Here is a 17905-nt window from a genome sequence, read left to right as displayed (position 1 = left end):
CCCCATCAACGTCCCATCCGGAGACCGCCATGGACCGCTACACCGAACTGCGCAGCTTCGTCCTGGTGGCCGAAAAGGGCAGCTTCGCCGCCGCCGCCCTGGTGGAACAGGTCACCCCGGTGGTCATGGGGCGCCGCCTCGATGCCCTGGAGGCGCGCCTCGGCGTACGCCTGATGCACCGCTCCACCCGCGGCCTGCACCTTACCGACCTGGGCGAGCAGTACCTGGAGCAGGCCCGCCAGCTGCTACGCGACTTTGACGAGGTGGACGCCAGCATCAGCGCCGGCCGCCACACCGTGCGCGGGCACCTGGTGGTGTCCGCCCCCGCCGCCTTCGGCCGCCGCCACGTGGCCCCCCACGGCCCCGGCTTCCGGGCCCTGCACCCGGACATCAAGCTGTCCTTCAACCTCACCGACAGCGTCGTGGACCTGGTGCGCGAAGGCTACGACATGGGCATCCGCATCGGCGAAGTCACCGACCCCAACTACGTGGCCGTGCGCCTCTACCCCAACCGCCGCGTGGTCTGCGGCACCCCCGCCTATTTCGCCCGCCACGGCACCCCCCGCAGCCTGGAAGACCTGGCCGATCACAACTGCCTGGCCTTCAACCTGCAAGGCGGCCAGCAGCGCGGCTGGTCCTTCCGCAAGGACGGCAAGCCCGTCGCCCTGCGCGTCAGCGGCAACCTGGACTGCAACGACGGCGAACTGCTCTACGACTGGGTCAAACAAGGCCTCGGCATCGGCTGGCGCTCCACCTGGGAGATTGAAGGCGAACTCAAACGCGGCGAGCTGGTGACCGTGCTGGACGACTTCGCGCTGAGTGCCTACGACATCCAGGCGGTGTACCCCCAACAACGCTACCTGCCGGCCAAGGTGCGGCACTTCATGGACTATTTGAGGGGGATTTATCAGGGGGAGGGGTATTGGGGGTAGGGGCGGAACGCCGTCACGAACACATCCCGTGAGCGGGCGAGGAAGGCAGGGTTGTGGCGGCGTTCTTCGCCGATGGTGGAGACGCTGCGGCCACCGGCGTCCTGGCCGGGGAAGACCAGGGTTTCGTCGGGGAGCAGGAAGAGGCGGCGGATCACCGAGTCGAAGAGGGTGCCGGGGTCGCAGTCACCGTCTTCGGCGCGGCTGCAGGTGCCGGGCAGCAGGGCGTGGCCGCAGAAGAGGCGGTCCTGCCACAGGTAGCTCATGCTGCAGGGGGTGTGGCCCGGCGTGGCGATGACGCGGAGGGTGCTGCCGGCAAAGGGGATGCGGTCTTCGTCCTGGAGGGCGGCCCAGGGGTAGCGCCCGTGGCTGGCGGCGCCGGCATGCAGGGGGACGCCGGGGTAGAGGCAGCCCAGCATGTCGGCGCTGTCGCCGTGGATGTGGGTGAGCAGGATGGCCGTGAGCTGCAGCCGGCGTTCGTCCAGCAGGGCGCGCAGCACCACCGACTGGCAGGTGTCGGGGCCGGGGTCGATGATGAAGGCCTGGCGGCTGGCCTCGTCGGCGACGAGGTAGCTGAGGATGCCGCTGTCCGGGTCGAGAAACTGGCGGAAGTACATGGCCCGGGCTCAGTGGGTGGCGACCTGCACCACGGCCAGCACCAGGCTGCCCAGGCAGGTGCTGCTCGACAGGATGCGGCAGGCCAGGGGGCGCAGGCGCACCGGCAGGGGCAGGGGGAGCACGCCACCGGCCACGAAGCCGGCAGTCATGGCCCACAGCAGCAGGGTGGCGGCGATGGGGTCGGCGGCGCCCCGGGTGGTTCGGGCCACGTCGGGGAAGAAGGTCAGCAGCAGGGCCACCACGACGCCGGTGAGGAGCGACAGGTGGCGATAGCCGGGGTCGGGGTGCCTCTGGGGGGAATGACGGGAGGAGAGATCCATGATGCTGTGGCTTCAGGCGGGGCTGCCGTCGTCACCGATGCGCAGGCGGCTGTCGGAGAGGTATTGGTGGGGCGGCACTTCCAGGTTGGTGGGAGCCGGCTTGTTCTTGAAGACGCGGCCGGCCAGATCGAAGGTGGAGCCGTGGCAGGGGCACAGGAAGCCGCCGGGCCAGTCGGCGCCCAGGGCCGGGTTGCCGGGGGTGAAGGCGCTGGAGGGCGAGCAGCCCAGGTGGGTGCAGATGCCCACTGCCACCAGGTATTCGGGCTTCAGCGAGCGGTGGGGGTTGTGGGCGTATTCGGGTTGCTGGCTGAGGACTTCGGAGCCCGGGTCGGCGGGCTGAGGGTCAAGCTTTGCCAGGCTGGCCAGCATCTCGGGGCTGCGGTGGAGGATCCACACGGGCTTGCCGCGCCATTCCACCACCATCATCTCGCCGGGTTTGAGCTTGTCGATGTCCACCTCCACCGGGGCGCCGGCCGCCAGCGCCCGCTCGGAGGGGGTGAGGCTGGAGACGAAGGGGATGGCGGTGGCGATGGCGGCCACCCCGCCCGCGCCGGCGGTGGCCAGCAGGAGCTGGCGACGCGAGGGCTGGCACGGGAGGGTGTTGCAGGTGGCGGAAGGGTTCTGGGCCATTGTTGTGTTCTCCGTGGGGCAAGGGTGTTGGGGTATGGGGTGCGTCCTGTCCGTATCAACATCCATGCCAGAGGAGTGGTTGCAGATATTTTTCTTTTTAATCATGGGCTTGGTTTGCCAGGACGGAGATTTTTGGCGCTGCCACGTGAGGCTGTGTGGCAGTGCTGGTGGCAGTGGCAGCGCGGCTGGCAGTCTTCCGCCGGGGGGCTCGGTGCAGGCCGAGACAGAAGAGGGCGATAGGGGGGCGGGCTTTTTACGTCCGGCCCGGGCGGCGGGGCTTACGTAACCTTGCCCGGCCCCTTGCTTGCCGCGCGGGCCTCGGCGTGTTCGGCCCACAGGGCGTTGAGGATGGCCAGGAGCACCGCAAAGCCGATGCCGAGAATCCAGGTGAAGTACCACATGATGTTGTCTCCGTTCAGTAGGCCGAGTGGTTGTTTTCGCGGACGTAGGCGGCGGTGACCTTGCCCCCCATCACCCGGTAGGCCCAGCCGGTGTAAAGGATGATGATGGGCATGAAGATCAGGGTGGCCCACAGCATGATGTTGAGGGTGAGCCGGCTCGACACGCTGTCCCACACGGTGAGGCTGGCGTTCGGGTCCAGGGACGAGGGCATGATGAAGGGGAAGAGCGCGGCGCCGGCCGTGCCGATCACCCCGACGATGGCCAGGGACGAGGCCCAGAAGGCCGCCATGCTGCGACCCGAGCGGGCCAGCGCCTGGGCGCCCAGCACGCCGGCAAAGGCGAGCGCCGGCAGCGCGATGGTGGCCGGCTGGCGCTGGTAATTGGCGAACCAGGCACCGGCCTCCCGGACCACCGTCTTGCCCAGGGGGTTGGGCAGGGCGGCCGTATCGACGGCGGACTGGATCACGTAACCCGGCACGCCCATCCACAGCCACAGGCCGGCTGCGGCAAAGGCCAGCAGCATCAGCCCGCCAAAGAAGCCGGCGGCCCGCAGGGCCCGCCACTGGAGCTCGCCCTGGGTGCGGTGGGCCAGGTAGATCGCACCGTGGAAGGTGATCATGGCCGACGACACCACGCCGCACAGCAGCGCAAAGGGGTTGAGCAGGGCCCAGAAGCTGCCGGTGTAGGTGGACACCAGGTGGTCGTCGAATTGGAAGGGCACGCCCAGGAAGAGGTTGCCGAAGGCCACCCCGAAGATCAGCGGGGGCACCGCGCCCCCCACGAACAGGCCCCAGTCCCAGGTCTTGCGCCAAGTGGGGTGGTGGATCTTGCTGCGGTAGTCAAAACCCACCGGGCGGAAGAACAGGGCCCACAGCACGGCCAGCATGGCCCAGTAGAAGCCCGAGAAGGCGGTGGCATAGACCAGCGGCCAGGCGGCAAAGATGGCGCCGCCACCGGTGATGAACCACACCTGGTTGCCGTCCCAGTGGGGGCCCACGGTGTTGATCACCACCCGCCGCTCGGTGTCGTCCTTGCCGACGAAGGGCAGCAGGGTGCCCACGCCCATGTCGTGGCCGTCCATGATGGCAAAGCCCACCAGCAGCACGCCGACCAGCAGCCACCAGACGATCTTGAGGGTTTCATAGTCGAACATCGTTTCGGTCTCCGCGAAAAGGGCTCAGGCGTGGGCGGCTTCGTTGGCATAGCGGCCGGTGCCCAGGCTGCCGGGGCCCTGCCGGGCAAAGCGCACCATCAGGTACATCTCGACGATCAGCAGCAGGGTGTAGAAGCCGACGAAGCCGGCCAGCGATCCGTACAGGCTGTTCACGCTGAGGGTGGACACCGACAGATGGGTGGGCAGCACACCGTAGATCGTCCACGGCTGGCGGCCGTATTCGGCCACGAACCAGCCCACCTCGCAGGCAACCCAGGGCAGTGGCAGGGCATACAGCGCCGCGCGCAGCAGGTACGGCCTGTCGGCAAAATCGCCCTTCACCGAATGCCACAGGGCCAACCCGAAGAGCAGCAGCATGGCAAAGCCCAGCGCCACCATCAGGCGGAAGCTCCAGAACAGGGGTGCCACCCGGGGGACGGTGTCATTGACGGCCTTCCCGATGATCTCCGGCGTCACCTGCCGGAAGTCGGTCACGTACTTCTTGAGGAGCAGCCCGAAGCCCAGGTCGGCCTTGTGCGCTTCAAACGCCGCCCGGGCGGCTTCATCCCCGGGGCTACGGCGCAGGGCATCCAGGGCAGTGACAGCCTCGATCCCCGACACGATGCGCGCCCGGTTGCGTACCTTGATCTCCTTGATGCCGGGGATCTGCGTGTCCAGGGAGCGGGTGCCGATGATCCCCATCACCCAGGGGATCTCGATGGCGAAGTCGTTCTTCATCTCCGCCTCGTTGGGGATGGCGATGAGGTTGAAGGGCGCCGGGGCGGGCTCGGTCTCCCACATGGCCTCCATGGCGGCCAGCTTGGTCTGCTGGGCTTCGCCCACGGTGTAGCCGGATTCGTCGCCCAGCACGATCACCGAACAGACCGACGCGAAGCCGAAGGCCGCCGCAATGCCAAAGCTGCGCCGGGCAAACTCCACGTCCCGCCCCCGCAGCAGATACCAGGACGAGATGGAGAGCACGAACATGGCGCCCGTCACGTAGCCCGCCGAGACGGTGTGCACGAACTTGGCCTGGGCATCCGGGTTGAAGACCAGGGCCCAGAAGTCGGTCATCTCCATGCGCATGGTCACGTAGCTGAACTCGGCGCCCACCGGGTTCTGCATCCAGCCGTTGGCGATCAGGATCCACAGGGCCGACAGGTTGGTGCCCACCGCCATCAGCAGCGTCACCAGCAGGTGCTGGCGGCGGGAGAGGCGGTCCCAGCCGAAGAAGAACAGGCCGATCATCGTGGACTCGAGAAAGAAGGCCATCAGCCCCTCGATGGCCAGGGGCGCGCCGAAGATGTCGCCGACGTAGTGGCTGTAATAGGCCCAGTTGGTGCCGAACTGGAACTCCAGGGTGATGCCGGTGGTGACGCCCAGGGCGAAGTTGATGCCGAAGAGCTTGCCCCAGAAGCGGGTCATGTCCTTGTAGAGAGGCTTGCCGGTCATCACATATACCGACTCCATGATCACCAGCATCCAGACCATGCCGATGGTGAGCGGCACGAACAGGAAGTGATACAGGGCAGTGGCGGCGAACTGCAGCCGTGAAAGGTCGACCAGTTGTTCACTGACCATGGGGGGCTCCTTGGGCGATGGGGTGGGGGGCGAACTGCCGGGACATGTCCTGGGGGGACACGCTGACCCGTGCATCCCGGATGAAGCCCCACCACAGGGCAGTGAGGAGTACGAGCTTGAGCACGATGACCCAGGCGAGGTGGCGGCGGAGGCGGTGGTCGGTGCTTGGCATGGCGCTGGCAGAAATCCGGAATGTGTCTCAGACATATCAAGAGCCGTGCCAGGCCATGGGGTGCCAGAAAAGCCTGTGTTTTCAAGGGGGCGGGCGTGGGGCTCTGCCACGGAAGGAGATCTGTGGCAGTATCCGTGCGCGGTTGGCAGTGGTCTGGCGTACTTCTGGCGTGTGTGGCAGCGCCTGCGGTCAGGCCATGGCGCCTGCCGCCCGGCTATTCCGGGAGCGCCGTCCCGGGCTGAACGGGCCTTGAAGCCCCTGACGCGTCCATGAACACGCCCCTCCGCCCCCTGCCCGAGCTCATCTCCTTTCTGGAGAGCCTGCCCGAGCCCCACATCCTGTGCGACCGGCACTACCGCATCGTCGCGGCCAACGCCGCCTATCGGGCCAACTGTGGCGAGCCGGACGACCTGATCGGCCGCCGTTGCTACGAGGTCTCCCACCGCTACCCGGTGCCCTGCGATCAGGCGGGCGAGTCCTGCCCGCTGGCCCAGAGTCTGGCCTCGGGCCAGCGGGAGCGGGTGGTGCACCTCCATCACACCCCGGCCGGCGAGCGTTACGAGAACATCGAGCTCTCCCCGGTGCGGGACGCCGGTGGCGAAATCACCTACTTCATCGAGCGCCTGGAGCCCCTGCCGGTGGCCCGGGGCCTGGCGGGAAGCCAGGGGCTGGTGGGCCGGGCGCCGGCCTTCCGGGCCATGCTGGAGCTGGTGGCCCGGGTGGCGCCGTCGGAGGCTGCGGTGCTGCTGCAGGGGGAGTCGGGCACCGGCAAGGAGCTGGTGGCCCAGGCCATCCACGACGCCAGCCGGCGCGCCAGCGGCCCCTTCGTGGCGGTGGACTGCTCGGGCCTCACCGAGAACCTCTTCGAGAGCGAACTCTTCGGGCACGAGAAAGGCGCCTTCACCGGCGCCACCGGGCGCAAGCAGGGGCTCATCGAGGCGGCCAGCGGCGGCACCCTGTTTCTCGACGAGCTGGGGGACATCCCCCTGTCCATGCAGGTCAAGCTGCTGCGCCTGCTGGAGACCGGTACCTACCGTCGGGTGGGGAGCACCGAACTGGTACGCGCCGACATCCGCCTGGTCTCGGCCACCCACCGGCCGCTGCAGGCCCTGGTGGCTCAGGGGCAGTTCCGCCAGGATCTGTACTACCGGGTCAACACCTTCCCCATTGGCTTGCCGCCCCTGCGGGCGCGGCGGGAGGACATCGCCCTGCTGGCCGAGGCGCTGCTGGCCCGGGTGGCGCCGGGGCGCAGCCTGCGCATCGCCCCCGACACCCTGGCCTGCCTGATTGGCTATGACTACCCGGGCAATGTGCGCGAGCTGCGCAACATCCTGGAGCGTTCCAGCCTGATGTGCGACGGCGATACCCTGCTGCGCCGCCATCTGCCCGAAGAACTCCGCGACCCGGGGAGACCCCGGGCAGCGCCCCTGTTGCCGGGCGTCGCGCCGGCGCTGACGCCGCCGGGGCTGGATGCACCCATCGACGACCTGGCCCTGGCCGAGGCCCTGCGGGATCATCGTGGGTCACGGCGGGCGCTGGCGGCCCGCCTGGGCTTGAGCGAGCGGACGCTCTACCGCCGCATCAAGGCCCTCGCCGCCACGGGCGAGGGCTGAGCCCCGCCTTCAGCCGGGCTTGCGGGCGATGAGCCCGATCAGCGCCGAGCGGCCCCGGTGGCCGCTGCCCTCGCTGATGTCCTCCTCGTACTCCACCAGCTCCTCGATCTCCCAGCCGGCAAAGGCCTCCTGCAGGATCTCGGGGGTGTACAGGTTCTCCACGGCGGAGGGGCCGCCGGTGCGGTATTCGAGCTGTTTGGGGGTGTAGCCCTGGAGCAGGATGCGGCCGCCGGGGCGGGTCAGCTCCTTCATCACCTCAAACTGGCGCTCCCGCCATTCCGGCCCCACGAACTGGATGAAGATGCCCACCACCCAGTCGAACTGCGCTTTCAGTTCGGCCGGCGGCCAGCCCGGTGCCAGCATGTCGGCCTGGCGGAAATCCACCTGAACGTGCCGGCCCGCGGCCAGGCGGCGGGCTTTCTCGATGGCGACGGCAGAGATCTCGATGGCGGTGACCTCGAGGCCCTGCTCGGCCAGCCACACCGAGTTGCGGCCTTCGCCATCCGCCACCGACAGGGCCGTGCGCCCGTCCTGAAGCAGGGTGCTGCGGTGGGCCAGGAAGCGGTTGGGCTCGGTGCCGAAGAGGTAGTCCTCGCCGGCATCCTTGTAGCGGGTGGTCCAGATCGATTCCTGATTCATGGGCGTCTCCTTGCGTGGTGGGCGATGTGTTGCGGGAAAAAGCACGAGCGGCAGGGCCAGCGATCGGCTGACGGACTTCGTTACGGCAGCATGTCTGCCGGCGAGTTCCGCAGTGGTGCAGTCGACGCGTGCAGCCCAGCCGTCGGTGCGGCTTCATCCTGCCGTGGGTCGCCATATAATTCCGCCATGAACGCCATTAGCCCGCTCGCCGCCACGCCGACCGCCGACGAGACCCTGTCGATCTCCGTTCTCAAGCAGTTCCGCCTGATCTTCGGGTCGGTGCGCAGCCATTTCCGGGAGGTGGAGCAGCGCTGCGGCGTGAGTGGCTCGCAGCTGTGGATCCTGCACGAGGTGGCGCGCCACCCGGGCATCGGCGTGTCGGATCTGGCCGCCCGCCTGTCCATCCACCAGTCCACCTGCAGTCAGCTGGTGGACAAGCTGGAGGGGCGGGGCATGCTGGTCAAGGCGCGGCGGGCCGACGACCAGCGCCGGGTTGGCCTGCAGCTGGGAGACCCCGCCGTCGCGGTGCTGGCCAGCGCGCCGGGCCCCGTGGAGGGCATCCTGCCCCAGGCGCTCCACGGCTTGCCCGACGAGACGCTGCTGCAACTCCACGCCGGGCTGGCCGAAGTCATCGCCCAGCTCTCGAAGCGCGACGACCCCAGCATCGGTCGGCCCTTGGCCGACCTCTGACCGGGGCGCCGCACAGGCCTAGTTGCTGCGCGCCCCCCAGCGCTGGGCCAGCACGCCGCCCACGGCGAGCTGCAGGGGGTGGTAGATCATGATCGGCATCAGGATCAGCCCCAGCGCCGGGTGGGCACCGAAGATCAGGTGCGCCATGGGCACGCCCGAGGCCAGGGTCTTCTTGGAGCCGCAGAACACGGCGGCGATCCGGTCTTCGGTGTTCAGCCCCAGCCAGCGCCCCGCCAGCCGGGTGAAGGCCAGCAGGATGATGAAGAGCAGGGCGCTGCCGACCACGGTCTCGACCAGGATCAGCGGCCCGTGGCGGGACCACACTCCTTGTTGCACCGTGTCGGCGAAGGAGGTGTAGACCAGGGTCAGGATGGTCAGCCGGTCCACGATCTGGAGGCGGGCCTTGTGGCGCCTGGCCCAGGCGCCCAGCAGCGGGCGTGACAGCTGCCCCAGCACCAGGGGCAGGACCAGCCAGATCAGCAGGTCGATGATGACCGGCCCAACGGCAAAGCTGCTGCCGCTGCTGTCCAGCATCCAGGCCATCCAGAAGGGCGTCAGCACCACTCCGAGCAGGCTCGACAGGGTGGCGTTGAAGACCGCCACCGGCACGTTGCCCCGGGCCGCCACGGTGAGGGCCACCGACGACGACACCGTGGACGGCAGGGCGCACAGGTAGAAGAAGCCGGTCTGCAGGTCGGCCGACATCCAGCCGCCGCTGGCCTTGAGCAGCAGCCAGCCCAGCGCGGGGCAGATCAGGAAGGTGCAGGTCTGGATCAGCAGATGCACCTTCCAGCGCAGGGCGCCGTCCTTCAGCGCGGCCAGGGGCAGGCCCAGGCCGGTGAGGAAGAAGACCAGCGCAATGCCGGCCTTGTTGAGCAGCTCCGGGTGCAGGAAGCCGCCCTGGGCGCCGGGGGCCGGCCAGAGGAAGGCCAGGGCGACGGCGACCAGCATGCCCTTCATGAACCAGTCGAACTTGAATTTCATGGTGAGTGACCTTTTCTGATCGGGGGCGGTTTACCAGGCGGCCACGCAGCCGTCGCTGCGCGGGTCTTCACCGCCCTCGATCCAGCCCTCGGGGTGCCGCACCAGGGCACCGGCGTGGCCCATGCGTTCGTCGTAGTCGCCCACCACCTCTACCGGGTGCCCCAGCGCGCGCAGGCGCTCCAGCACGTCCGGTGCATAGCGCGATTCCAGCTTGAGGCTGGTGCTCTGCTCGGCCCAGGTGCGGCCCAGCAGCCAGCGCGGCGCAGCCACTGCCGAGCGGACGTCGTGGCCGCCCCATACGTAGCGCGAGAACACGGCGGCCTGGGTCTGCGGCTGCCCCTCGCCGCCCATGGTGCCGTACACCAGCAGGCGCCCGTCGTCGAGCCGGGCCATGGCCGGGTTGAGGGTGTGGAAGGGCTTGCGGCCGGGCTCCAGGCTGCGCAGTCGGCCCGGGCGCAGGTCGAAGCTGCAGCCCCGGTTCTGCCACCAGATGCCGGTCTCGGGCAGCACCACGCCGCTGCCGAACTCGAAGTAGATGCTCTGGATCATGCTCACCGCCCGGCCCTCGCCATCCACCACGCCCATCCAGGTGGTGTCCCCGTCCGAGTTGGGGGCCGGCCAGGGGCTGGCCTGGTCGAGGGGCACGGCGGCGGCCAGGGCAGCCAGGTGCGTGTCGTCGAGCAGGCTGGCGGGGGCGATGCCCATGGCCGCCGGGTCGGTGACGTGCCGGTCGCGCACGATGAAGGCCTGCTTGGTGGCTTCGACCAGGGCGTGGATGCCTTCCACGCTGTCGGGGCTCCAGCCGGCCTGACGGATGCGGTCGTAGATGGCGAGGATGAGCAGCGAGGCCAGGCCCTGGGTGGGGGGCGCCATGTTGTACACCGTGCCGCAGGACAGGCGGACTTCGAGGGGCGCCTTCAGCTCGGCCTGATGGCGGGCCAGGTCGGCGGTGCTCACCGGGCTGCCCACGGCGGCCAGGTCGGCGCCGATCTGCCGAGCCAGCTCGCCCCGGTAGAAGTCGTCGGCGCCGGCCCGGGCGAGCTGCTCCAGGGTGGCCGCCAGGGCCGGAAAGCGGTGGCGCCGGCCATACAGCGGCACCTGCCCGTCGTTCAGAAAGGCCTGGGCGAAGCCCGGCTGGCCCTGCAGTTCGCCCAGCTTGGCGCGGGTGTTGGCCTCCTGGCTGTGCGTGACTGGAAAGCCCTCGCGGGCGTAGTGGATGGCGCTTTCGAGCAGGCGCGCGAAGGGCAGGCGGCCGCCCCATTCGCGCTGGCTGTAGGCGTAGGCCAGGCCCCAGCCCGAGAGCGTGCCGGCCACGGTGTTGGCGGCCAGGGGGCCGCGCCACGGGATGCTGTCGACACTGCCGTACAGATCCCGCGTGACCGCCGCGCCGGCGGCGCCGCAGGCGTCGATGGAGCGCATGGGCTGGCCCGGTGCGTGGAGCAGCCAGAAGCCGTCGCCGCCGATGCCGGTCATGTGGGGGTAGACCACCGCCAGGGTGGCGGCGACGGCGATGGTCGCCTCGATGGCGTTGCCGCCGTCGCGCAGGATGTCGAGCCCGGCCTGGGCGGCGAGGGAGTGGGAGGCGACGACGGCGCCCCGGGTGCCGAGGATGGGTTTCATGCGGATTCGCCCTTCAGTTGTGCTTGGCTGTTCGACGGGATGCCCCAGGCCGGCGCCACGCGGTTGGTGGCGCTGCGGGCCGAGAGCAGGTGGGAGCGCATCTCCCGGTAGGTGGTGACGACGTCGTGGGCGAGGATGGCCTCGACGATCACCGAGTGCTCCTCGAAGGATTCGCCCATCCGCTCCAGGTTGCGGAACTGGGTGCGCCGGAAAGGCGACACCCGGTGGCGCAGGCTGGTGGCCATCTCGATGAGCACCGGGTTGTAGCAGCCGCGGATGATGGTGGCGTGGAGCTCGAGGTTGGCCGCGTCGTAGCGGTCGATGTCGCCGGTCTGCATGGCGGCGCGGCCTTCGGCGTGGAGTTCCAGCATGCGTGCCCGGTCGGCCTCGGTCATGCGCAGGGCGGCGTGGCGGGCGCAGGCGGCCTCCAGCTCGCCGATGGCCTCGAACATCTGGTCGAGCTGGTCGACGGTCAGCTCGGCCACTACCGAGCCCCGGTTGGGCCGGGTGTCCACCAGGCCCATGATGGCGAGCTGCTTGAGCGCCTCGCGGATGGGGGTCCGCGATACCTTGAAGCGGGCGGCCAGGCTGACCTCGTCGAGGCGCGAGCCGGGGGCGAAGTTGCCCAGCACGATCTCGTCGGCGATGCGGCGGCACACGTCGTCGGCCAGGCCGCCCCGGCCACGGCCGGGTTCAAAGGGAAAGACGCTCATCACGCGGCCTCCGCGACAGGCTGGACCGGGTGCCAGCAGGCCACCGCGCGATTGCCCAGCGAAGTCAGTGGCGGCACCTCGCGCCGGCAGCGTTCGCTGGCGTGAGTACAGCGCGGCGCAAAGCTGCAGCCCGGGGGCAGGGCGGCCAGATCCGGTGGGGCGCCGGGCACCGCCTGCAGGGGCTGGCCCCGGTGCTCGGCGCCCACCGTGGCGGCCAGCAGGCCCACCGTGTAGGGATGGCGCGGTGCGCGCACGATATCGCCGACGGCGGCCTGCTCGACGATGCGCCCGGCGTACATCACCGCGATGCGGTCGGCCACCTCCACGGCGGCGCCGATGTCGTGGGTCACGAAGATCACCGACATGCCGGTCTCCCGCTGCAGCTCGCGCAGCAGGAGCAGGACCTGGATCTGCACGGTGGCGTCGAGGGCGGTGGTGGGTTCGTCGGCCAGCAGCAGTTTGGGCTTGCAGGCCAGGGCCAGGGCGATCATGGCGCGCTGGCGCATGCCGCCGGAGAGCTCGTGGGGGTAGGCATCGAAGCGTCGCCGGGCCTGGGGGATCTGCACCCGCTCCAGCATGTGCAGGGCCTGGGCGCGGGCGGCGGCTTCGCCGACGGCCTCGTGGGCGCGGATCGCCTCGGTGATCTGCTGGCCGATGGTGTACACCGGGTCGAAGGCCAGCCCGGGCTCCTGGAAGACCATCGACACCGTGCCGCCGCGGTAGAGATCGAGGGCCCGGCCCTTGAGGGCGAGCACGTCCTGGCCGTCCACCTGCATCTTTCCCTGGATTTTGGTGGTGCGTTCGGGGTGCAGGCGCAGCAGAGTGCGCAGGGTGACGCTCTTGCCCGAGCCGGATTCGCCCAGCAGGCCGAGCACTTCGCCGGCGCCGAGTTCGATGTTGACCGCGTTGAGGGCGCTGGCCTTGCGATGGCCGCAGAACTGGACGGACAGATCCTGCAGGGATACCAGGGGGGCGCTCATGCTTGCGTCTCCGGAAGCGCCCCGGGGTGGCCCGAGGCGGGGTCGTTGAGGTGGCAGGCGGCCTGGTGGGCGGGCTCGCCGGCGATGCCGATCAGGGCCGGCGTGCGGGCTTCGCAGACCGGGTGGGCGTGGGGGCAGCGGTCACGGAAGCGGCAGCCGCTGGGCGGGTTGATGGGGTTGGGCGGGTCGCCGGCCAGGGGCGACGATTCGGTGCGCCGGTCCGGGTCCATGGACGGCACGGCGGACAGCAGGGCGCGGGTGTAGGGGTGGGCCGCCTGGCCGTAGATGCGCTCCACCGGGCCCGTCTCCACCACCTGGCCCAGGTACATCACCATCACGTAGTCGGAGATGTAATGGACCACGTGCAGGTCGTGGGAGATGAACAGGTAGGTGAGCTGGCGCTCGGCCTTGAGCTCCTGCAGCAGGTTGAGCACCTGGGCCTGCACCGACTTGTCCAGGGCCGCCACGGCCTCGTCGAGGATCACCAGGCGCGGGTCGAAGGCCAGGGCGCGGGCGATGTTGACCCGCTGGCGCTGGCCGCCCGACAGCTCGTGGGGGTAGCGGCTGGCGAACTGCGCCGGCGCCAGGCCGACGCGGGCCAGCAGGTCGTGGGCCTGGCGTTTGGCTTCGGCGGCCGGCATGCCGTGCACCCGGGGGCCGTAGGCGATGGTCTCGGCGATGGTCAGGCGCGGGTTGAGGGAAGCGAAGGAGTCCTGGAAGACCATCTGCAGGTTGCGCCGGAATTCCTTCAGGCGGATGCCGCCGAATTCATCGACGCCCTCGCCGTCGAAGACCATGCTGCCCGAGTCGGCCTGCATCAGCCGGGCGATGAGCCGGGCGGTGGTGGACTTGCCACAGCCGGATTCGCCGACGATGCCCAGGGTCTTGCCCTTGGGCACCGAGAAGCTGACGCCATCGACGGCATGGACGAACTTCTTCGTCCGTTCGAGGGGGCCGCCGCGCACCGGAAAGTGCTTCTTCAGGTCGCGCACGACCAGCAGCGGCTGGGCTGGGCTGCCCCGGTCGTGGACCGGGCTGGGGGGAAGGGGAGCGGAGTTCATCGACGGATGTCCATGGCGGAGCGCACGCTGTCTGCAAGCAGATTGAATGCGATGGAGGTGATGAAGATCAGGGCGCCGGGCAGGGCCGCGATCCAGGGATTGACGTAGATGGCCGAACGCAGGGTGTTGAGCATCAGGCCCCACTCGGGCTCCGGCGGCTTGACTCCGAGGCCCAGGAAGGACAGGCCGGAGGCGAGGATCATGCTGACGCTGAGCAGGCCCGTGGCATACACGAAGACCGGCCCGAGCACGTTACCCAGCACATGCACGCGGATGATCGAGAAGGCGCTGGCGCCGCTCATGCGCGCCGCCTCGATGTAGTCGAGCTGGCGCACCTGGGTGGTGACGCTCTCGGCTACCCGCACCACCTGGGGCACGAAGACCAGGGTCAGGGCGATCAGGCTGTTGCTCATGCCCGGCCCGAGGGCGCCGGAGATGGCCACCGCCAGTAGCACCGACGGGAAGGCGTAGAACACGTCGAGCACCCGCATGATCACCATGTTGAGCCGGCCGCCCACATAGCCGGCCAGCAGGCCGATGGCGGTGCCGATGCCGAAGGCGGCCAGCACCGGCACCACGCCCATCAGCAGTGACAGGCGGCCGCCGTGCATCAGGCGAGAGAGCATGTCGCGGCCCAGCTCGTCGCTGCCGAGCAGGAAACCCGGGCTGCCGATGGGCAGCAGGCGCTTGAGCATGCTGGCCTTGTAGGGGTCGGCCGGCGCCAGCCACGGGGCCAGAACGGCGGCGCCGACGATGAGCAGCAGGACCAGGCCGGCGGCCAGGGCCATGGGGTCGCGGCGCAGCTGGCGCCCGACCACCCGCCAGTAGCTGCGGCTGGGGGCCGGGGTGGCGCTGGCGGCCGGTGTCGGCAGGGAGAGTTCGAGGGTTGTGGACATGGTTTGGCTCCGGTCAGCTGCGGCCCATGCGCGGGTCGATCAGCGGTTGCAGGATGTCCACCAGCAGGTTGAGGACGACGAAGAACATGCACAGCACCAGGATGGTTCCCTGCAGCAGCGGGATGTCGCGCTGGAAGATGGCGGTGTTGAGCAGGAAGCCGGTGCCCGGCCAGGCGAACACGGTCTCGACCAGGATCGAACCGCCCATCAGGTAGCCGATCTGCAGGCCGGCCACGGCGAGCACGGTGGGGGCGGTGTTCTTGGCGATGTGGCGGAAGATGGCGATACCCGACAGCCCCCGGGCGCGCAGCGCGGTAACGAACTCCTGCTCCAGCATGTCGGCCACCAGGGCGCGCACGGTGCGGGTGATGATGCCCATCGGGATCACCGACAGGGTCAGCGCCGGCAGCACCAGGTGGCGCAGGTGTTCGGCGTCCCACAGCCACTCCGAGGAGCCACCGGGGCCGGCACCCATGGCCGGAAACCAGGGCAGCCAGATGGAGAACAGGATGGTGAGCACCAGGCCCAGCCAGTAGTGGGGAATGCTCACGCCGATCACCGAGATCACGGTGGCCACCCGGTCGATCCAGGTACCGTGGCGGTAGCCGGCGAGGGCGCCGAGCACGCAGCCGACCAGCACGCCACCTAGGGCAGCCATGCCGGCCAGCAGCAGGGTGTTGCTGACGGCGCTCAGCACCTCGGCGGTGACGGCCCGGCCCGAGGCGATCGAGGTGCCCAGGTCGCCCTGCACGGCGCGCATCAGCCACAGGCCGTATTGCACCGGCACCGGCTTGTCGAGGCCGTAGGCGCTCTTGAGGGCGACAATGACCTCTTCCGGCGCATCGGCCGGGGCGATGGCATTGAGGGGGTCGCCCGGTGCCAGATAGACCAGCACGAAGGACACCACCGTCACGCTCAGGGCGATGGGGATGGCGTAGATCAGGCGTTTGATGAGGTAGGCAAACATGGCGCGCTTTCTCCGATCCGGGGCGGGATCGTGGCAGGGCCGGGGTGCCCCCCGGCCCGGTGGGTCACATGCGGAGGGTGGTCAGATCCTGGAACCAGTGCTGGGCCTGGACGAACTCCTTGACCTTGGGCGACAGGGCGTGGGGATTCACGTCATGCACGACCCACAGCATCAGGGCGTCGTCCACCATCGTCTGATGGACGAAGGACAGCAGCCCGTCCTGCTTTTTGGTGTCGAAGGTGGTGCGGATCTGGTCGATGGCGGCGTCCACCTTGGGGTTGTTGTAGCCCCCCCAGTTCACCCCGTTCGGCGCCACGTAGCGGCTGTCGGCAAAGCGGGTCAGGGCATAGAAGGGGTCGGCGGTGACGTAGCCCAGGTTGATCGCGGTGATGCCCTTGCCGGCGTTCATGTCGGCCTTGGCGCCGCTGCGCCAGTGCAGGTAGAGGTTCTCTAGCTCGACCACCTCGAACGTCACCTGGATGCCGATCTCGGCCAGGCTCTGCTGGATGAACTCGTTCATGGGCAGGGACAGCATCTGGCCGGTGCCGCCTTGGGCGATGATCACCTTGGCCTTGAGCGGCCGGGACGGGCCGTAGCCGGCCTGGGCCATCAGGGCGCGGGCGGCGGGCAGGTCGTAGCCGATCTTGAAGCCCGGTTTGCCGAACCACGGGCTGGTGGGGTCGAGCTGGCCCCTGGCCGGGGTGGCCAGGCCGCTCATCAGGCTGACCACGGCGTTGCGGTCGATGGCCAGGTTGGCCGCCTTGCGCACCCGGATGTCGGTCCACGGCGAGCCCGGCTGGGTCGAGAAGTGATAGGGCCAGACATGGGGCGTGACGTTCTGGACCAGCTTGAAGCCGGCCCCCTTGAGCTGGGGCAGCACATCGGGCGGCGGCGTCTCGATGATGTCCACCTGGCCGTTGAGCAGCGCGTTGGCGCGGGTCATGGCGTCGGGGATGGGCACCAGCACGATGCGGTCGGTCTTGGCCATGCGCGCCTTGTCCCAGTAGGCGGTGTTCTTGACCAGGTCGGCGCGCTCGCGGGGCACCAGCTTGTCGAGCCTGAACGGGCCGGTGCCGGAGGGCTTGGCGGCCACCTTGTTCCAGTCCTTCCCCATCTTTTCCCACTGGGCCGGGCTGGAAATCAGGAACCAGGGCAGTTGGTAGGGAAAGAGGGCGTCCACGTCCTTGGTGGTGATCTCCACGGCGTAGTCGCCGACCTTGCGGTAGGAGGCGATGGACGGAATGCGCGGGCGTACCTGGGCGCTCTGCTTGGCATCGAACTGGGGTGACTTGTCGGCCAGCACCTTGTCCAGGTTCCACACCACGGCGTCGGCGTTGAACTCGGAGCCATCGTGGAACTTGACCCCCTTGCGCAGGGTGAACACCCATTTCTTGCTGTCCTTGGCGTCCACCTTCCATTCACTGGCCAGGCCCGGCACCAGCTTGCCCGGACGATTGCCCACATTGGCTTCCCAGGCCACCAGCGGGTCGTAGAGGGTGTGGCCGGTGAACTGGTAGGCCCCGGCACCCCGGTCGGGCTGGCCGGTGGTGAGCGGGATGTCGGCCATCGAGATGCCGTAGCGGGCGACCGTCTCTGCATGCAAACCGCCGTGCATCACGAGGGCCAGGGGGAGGGCGGCAAACCATCTGGAAAGCTTGATCGAATTGGGCTTCATGGGGATCTCCGAAGGGTGAAAGCACTTCAGGAATTGCATGCAATGTGCCAATCCGCGCGATTTTCGGGATGTATTTCCTAAATCGATGTTTGCTATCGGATAAACGAAAAATTGTTCAAAAGCGTGTCCCCGGCGGGGGTTTGTTGCGGAGCAGTGAGGCGGATGTGATTGCATGCACGGCGCACCCGGCAGGTGCATTGCGCGCTGATCCGGTACCCACCGAAGGGCATTGAAAAAGTGGATTGGCGCAGAAGATGGGCTG

At 69.0% G+C, this 17905-nt stretch carries 19 protein-coding genes; 3 read left to right on the top strand and 16 right to left on the bottom strand.

All coding sequences use genetic code 11. From position 1 onward, the window contains the following. Positions 1 to 29 precede the first annotated feature (29 nt). Complete coding sequence (locus L6Q67_RS13670; RefSeq protein WP_296570211.1) at positions 30 to 932, top strand: LysR family transcriptional regulator; 903 nt, start codon at positions 30 to 32, stop codon at positions 930 to 932. Here L6Q67_RS13670 and L6Q67_RS13665 read toward each other — a convergent pair. The 7 genes from L6Q67_RS13665 to cydP form a co-directional block, all read right to left on the bottom strand. Continuing rightward, positions 908 to 1546, bottom strand: coding sequence for an MBL fold metallo-hydrolase (locus L6Q67_RS13665; protein WP_296570209.1), 639 nt, complete (start codon positions 1544 to 1546; stop codon positions 908 to 910). The genes L6Q67_RS13670 and L6Q67_RS13665 overlap by 25 nt on opposite strands. A 9-nt stretch (positions 1547 to 1555) precedes the next feature. After that, positions 1556 to 1867 (bottom strand): cyd operon YbgE family protein, encoded by a 312-nt coding sequence (locus tag L6Q67_RS13660; protein WP_296570207.1) that lies wholly within the window; start codon positions 1865 to 1867, stop codon positions 1556 to 1558. 12 nt (positions 1868 to 1879) lie between these two features. Continuing rightward, positions 1880 to 2497: a ubiquinol-cytochrome c reductase iron-sulfur subunit gene (petA, locus tag L6Q67_RS13655; RefSeq protein ID WP_296570205.1), complete on the bottom strand. Its 618-nt coding sequence runs from the start codon at positions 2495 to 2497 to the stop codon at positions 1880 to 1882. 278 nt (positions 2498 to 2775) lie between these two features. Next, positions 2776 to 2898 carry a cytochrome bd-I oxidase subunit CydX gene (gene cydX, locus L6Q67_RS13650; RefSeq protein ID WP_296570203.1) on the bottom strand — a complete coding sequence of 41 codons (123 nt, stop codon included), beginning with the start codon at positions 2896 to 2898 and terminating at the stop codon, positions 2776 to 2778. Between the two features lie 14 nt (positions 2899 to 2912). Then, positions 2913 to 4052 carry a cytochrome d ubiquinol oxidase subunit II gene (gene cydB, locus L6Q67_RS13645; protein ID WP_296570200.1) on the bottom strand — a complete coding sequence of 380 codons (1140 nt, stop codon included), beginning with the start codon at positions 4050 to 4052 and terminating at the stop codon, positions 2913 to 2915. Positions 4053 to 4076: 24 nt separating this feature from the next. Further along, positions 4077 to 5633, bottom strand: a complete 1557-nt coding sequence (locus L6Q67_RS13640) for a cytochrome ubiquinol oxidase subunit I (protein ID WP_296570199.1) — start codon at positions 5631 to 5633, stop codon at positions 4077 to 4079. Beyond that, entirely contained in the window at positions 5623 to 5805 is a 183-nt protein-coding gene (cydP, locus tag L6Q67_RS13635; RefSeq protein WP_296570197.1) for a cytochrome oxidase putative small subunit CydP, read from the bottom strand. Before cydP ends, L6Q67_RS13640 begins: the two co-directional genes overlap by 11 nt. A 269-nt stretch (positions 5806 to 6074) precedes the next feature. Here cydP and L6Q67_RS13630 point away from each other — a divergent pair, with 269 nt between their 5' ends. Beyond that, positions 6075 to 7418 (top strand): sigma-54-dependent Fis family transcriptional regulator, encoded by a 1344-nt coding sequence (locus L6Q67_RS13630; protein ID WP_296570195.1) that lies wholly within the window; start codon positions 6075 to 6077, stop codon positions 7416 to 7418. Positions 7419 to 7427: 9 nt separating this feature from the next. On the opposite strand, the gene L6Q67_RS13625 is transcribed toward L6Q67_RS13630, so the two are convergent. Beyond that, positions 7428 to 8057: a cyclopropane-fatty-acyl-phospholipid synthase family protein gene (locus L6Q67_RS13625; protein ID WP_296570193.1), complete on the bottom strand. Its 630-nt coding sequence runs from the start codon at positions 8055 to 8057 to the stop codon at positions 7428 to 7430. Positions 8058 to 8243: 186 nt separating this feature from the next. Here L6Q67_RS13625 and L6Q67_RS13620 point away from each other — a divergent pair, with 186 nt between their 5' ends. Beyond that, the gene (locus L6Q67_RS13620; protein ID WP_296570192.1) at positions 8244 to 8747 is read left to right on the top strand and encodes a MarR family winged helix-turn-helix transcriptional regulator; all 504 of its coding nucleotides are present in this window, start codon (positions 8244 to 8246) and stop codon (positions 8745 to 8747) included. An 18-nt stretch (positions 8748 to 8765) separates the two neighbouring features. Here L6Q67_RS13620 and L6Q67_RS13615 read toward each other — a convergent pair whose 3' ends face one another. The 8 genes from L6Q67_RS13615 to L6Q67_RS13580 all read right to left on the bottom strand — a co-directional run bounded on the left by L6Q67_RS13615 (position 8766) and on the right by L6Q67_RS13580 (position 17643). Further along, positions 8766 to 9731, bottom strand: a complete 966-nt coding sequence (locus L6Q67_RS13615) for a bile acid:sodium symporter family protein (RefSeq protein ID WP_296570190.1) — start codon at positions 9729 to 9731, stop codon at positions 8766 to 8768. Between the two features lie 30 nt (positions 9732 to 9761). Continuing rightward, on the bottom strand, positions 9762 to 11351 hold the full coding sequence (locus L6Q67_RS13610; RefSeq protein ID WP_296570188.1) for a gamma-glutamyltransferase family protein: 1590 nt from the start codon (positions 11349 to 11351) through the stop codon (positions 9762 to 9764). Continuing rightward, positions 11348 to 12064 carry a GntR family transcriptional regulator gene (locus L6Q67_RS13605; RefSeq protein ID WP_296570186.1) on the bottom strand — a complete coding sequence of 239 codons (717 nt, stop codon included), beginning with the start codon at positions 12062 to 12064 and terminating at the stop codon, positions 11348 to 11350. Before L6Q67_RS13605 ends, L6Q67_RS13610 begins: the two co-directional genes overlap by 4 nt. Next, the gene (locus L6Q67_RS13600) at positions 12064 to 13044 is read right to left on the bottom strand and encodes an ABC transporter ATP-binding protein (protein WP_296570185.1); all 981 of its coding nucleotides are present in this window, start codon (positions 13042 to 13044) and stop codon (positions 12064 to 12066) included. The genes L6Q67_RS13605 and L6Q67_RS13600 overlap by 1 nt, the downstream gene beginning before the upstream one ends. After that, positions 13041 to 14105 carry an ABC transporter ATP-binding protein gene (locus tag L6Q67_RS13595; RefSeq protein ID WP_296570183.1) on the bottom strand — a complete coding sequence of 355 codons (1065 nt, stop codon included), beginning with the start codon at positions 14103 to 14105 and terminating at the stop codon, positions 13041 to 13043. Before L6Q67_RS13595 ends, L6Q67_RS13600 begins: the two co-directional genes overlap by 4 nt. Beyond that, positions 14102 to 15001, bottom strand: coding sequence for an ABC transporter permease (locus L6Q67_RS13590; RefSeq protein WP_296570182.1), 900 nt, complete (start codon positions 14999 to 15001; stop codon positions 14102 to 14104). The genes L6Q67_RS13595 and L6Q67_RS13590 overlap by 4 nt, the downstream gene beginning before the upstream one ends. Positions 15002 to 15014: 13 nt before the next feature. Then, the gene (locus tag L6Q67_RS13585; RefSeq protein ID WP_296570180.1) at positions 15015 to 15968 is read right to left on the bottom strand and encodes an ABC transporter permease; all 954 of its coding nucleotides are present in this window, start codon (positions 15966 to 15968) and stop codon (positions 15015 to 15017) included. Between the two features lie 64 nt (positions 15969 to 16032). Then, positions 16033 to 17643, bottom strand: a complete 1611-nt coding sequence (locus L6Q67_RS13580) for an ABC transporter substrate-binding protein (protein WP_296570178.1) — start codon at positions 17641 to 17643, stop codon at positions 16033 to 16035. Positions 17644 to 17905: the final 262 nt, after the last annotated feature.

The sequence above is a fragment of the Zoogloea sp. genome (genome assembly GCF_023150065.1).
GTDB lineage: Bacteria > Pseudomonadota > Gammaproteobacteria > Burkholderiales > Rhodocyclaceae > Zoogloea.
The sequence above is the reverse complement of the archived record's forward strand: the minus strand, read 5'-3'. Positions and strand labels throughout refer to the sequence as shown.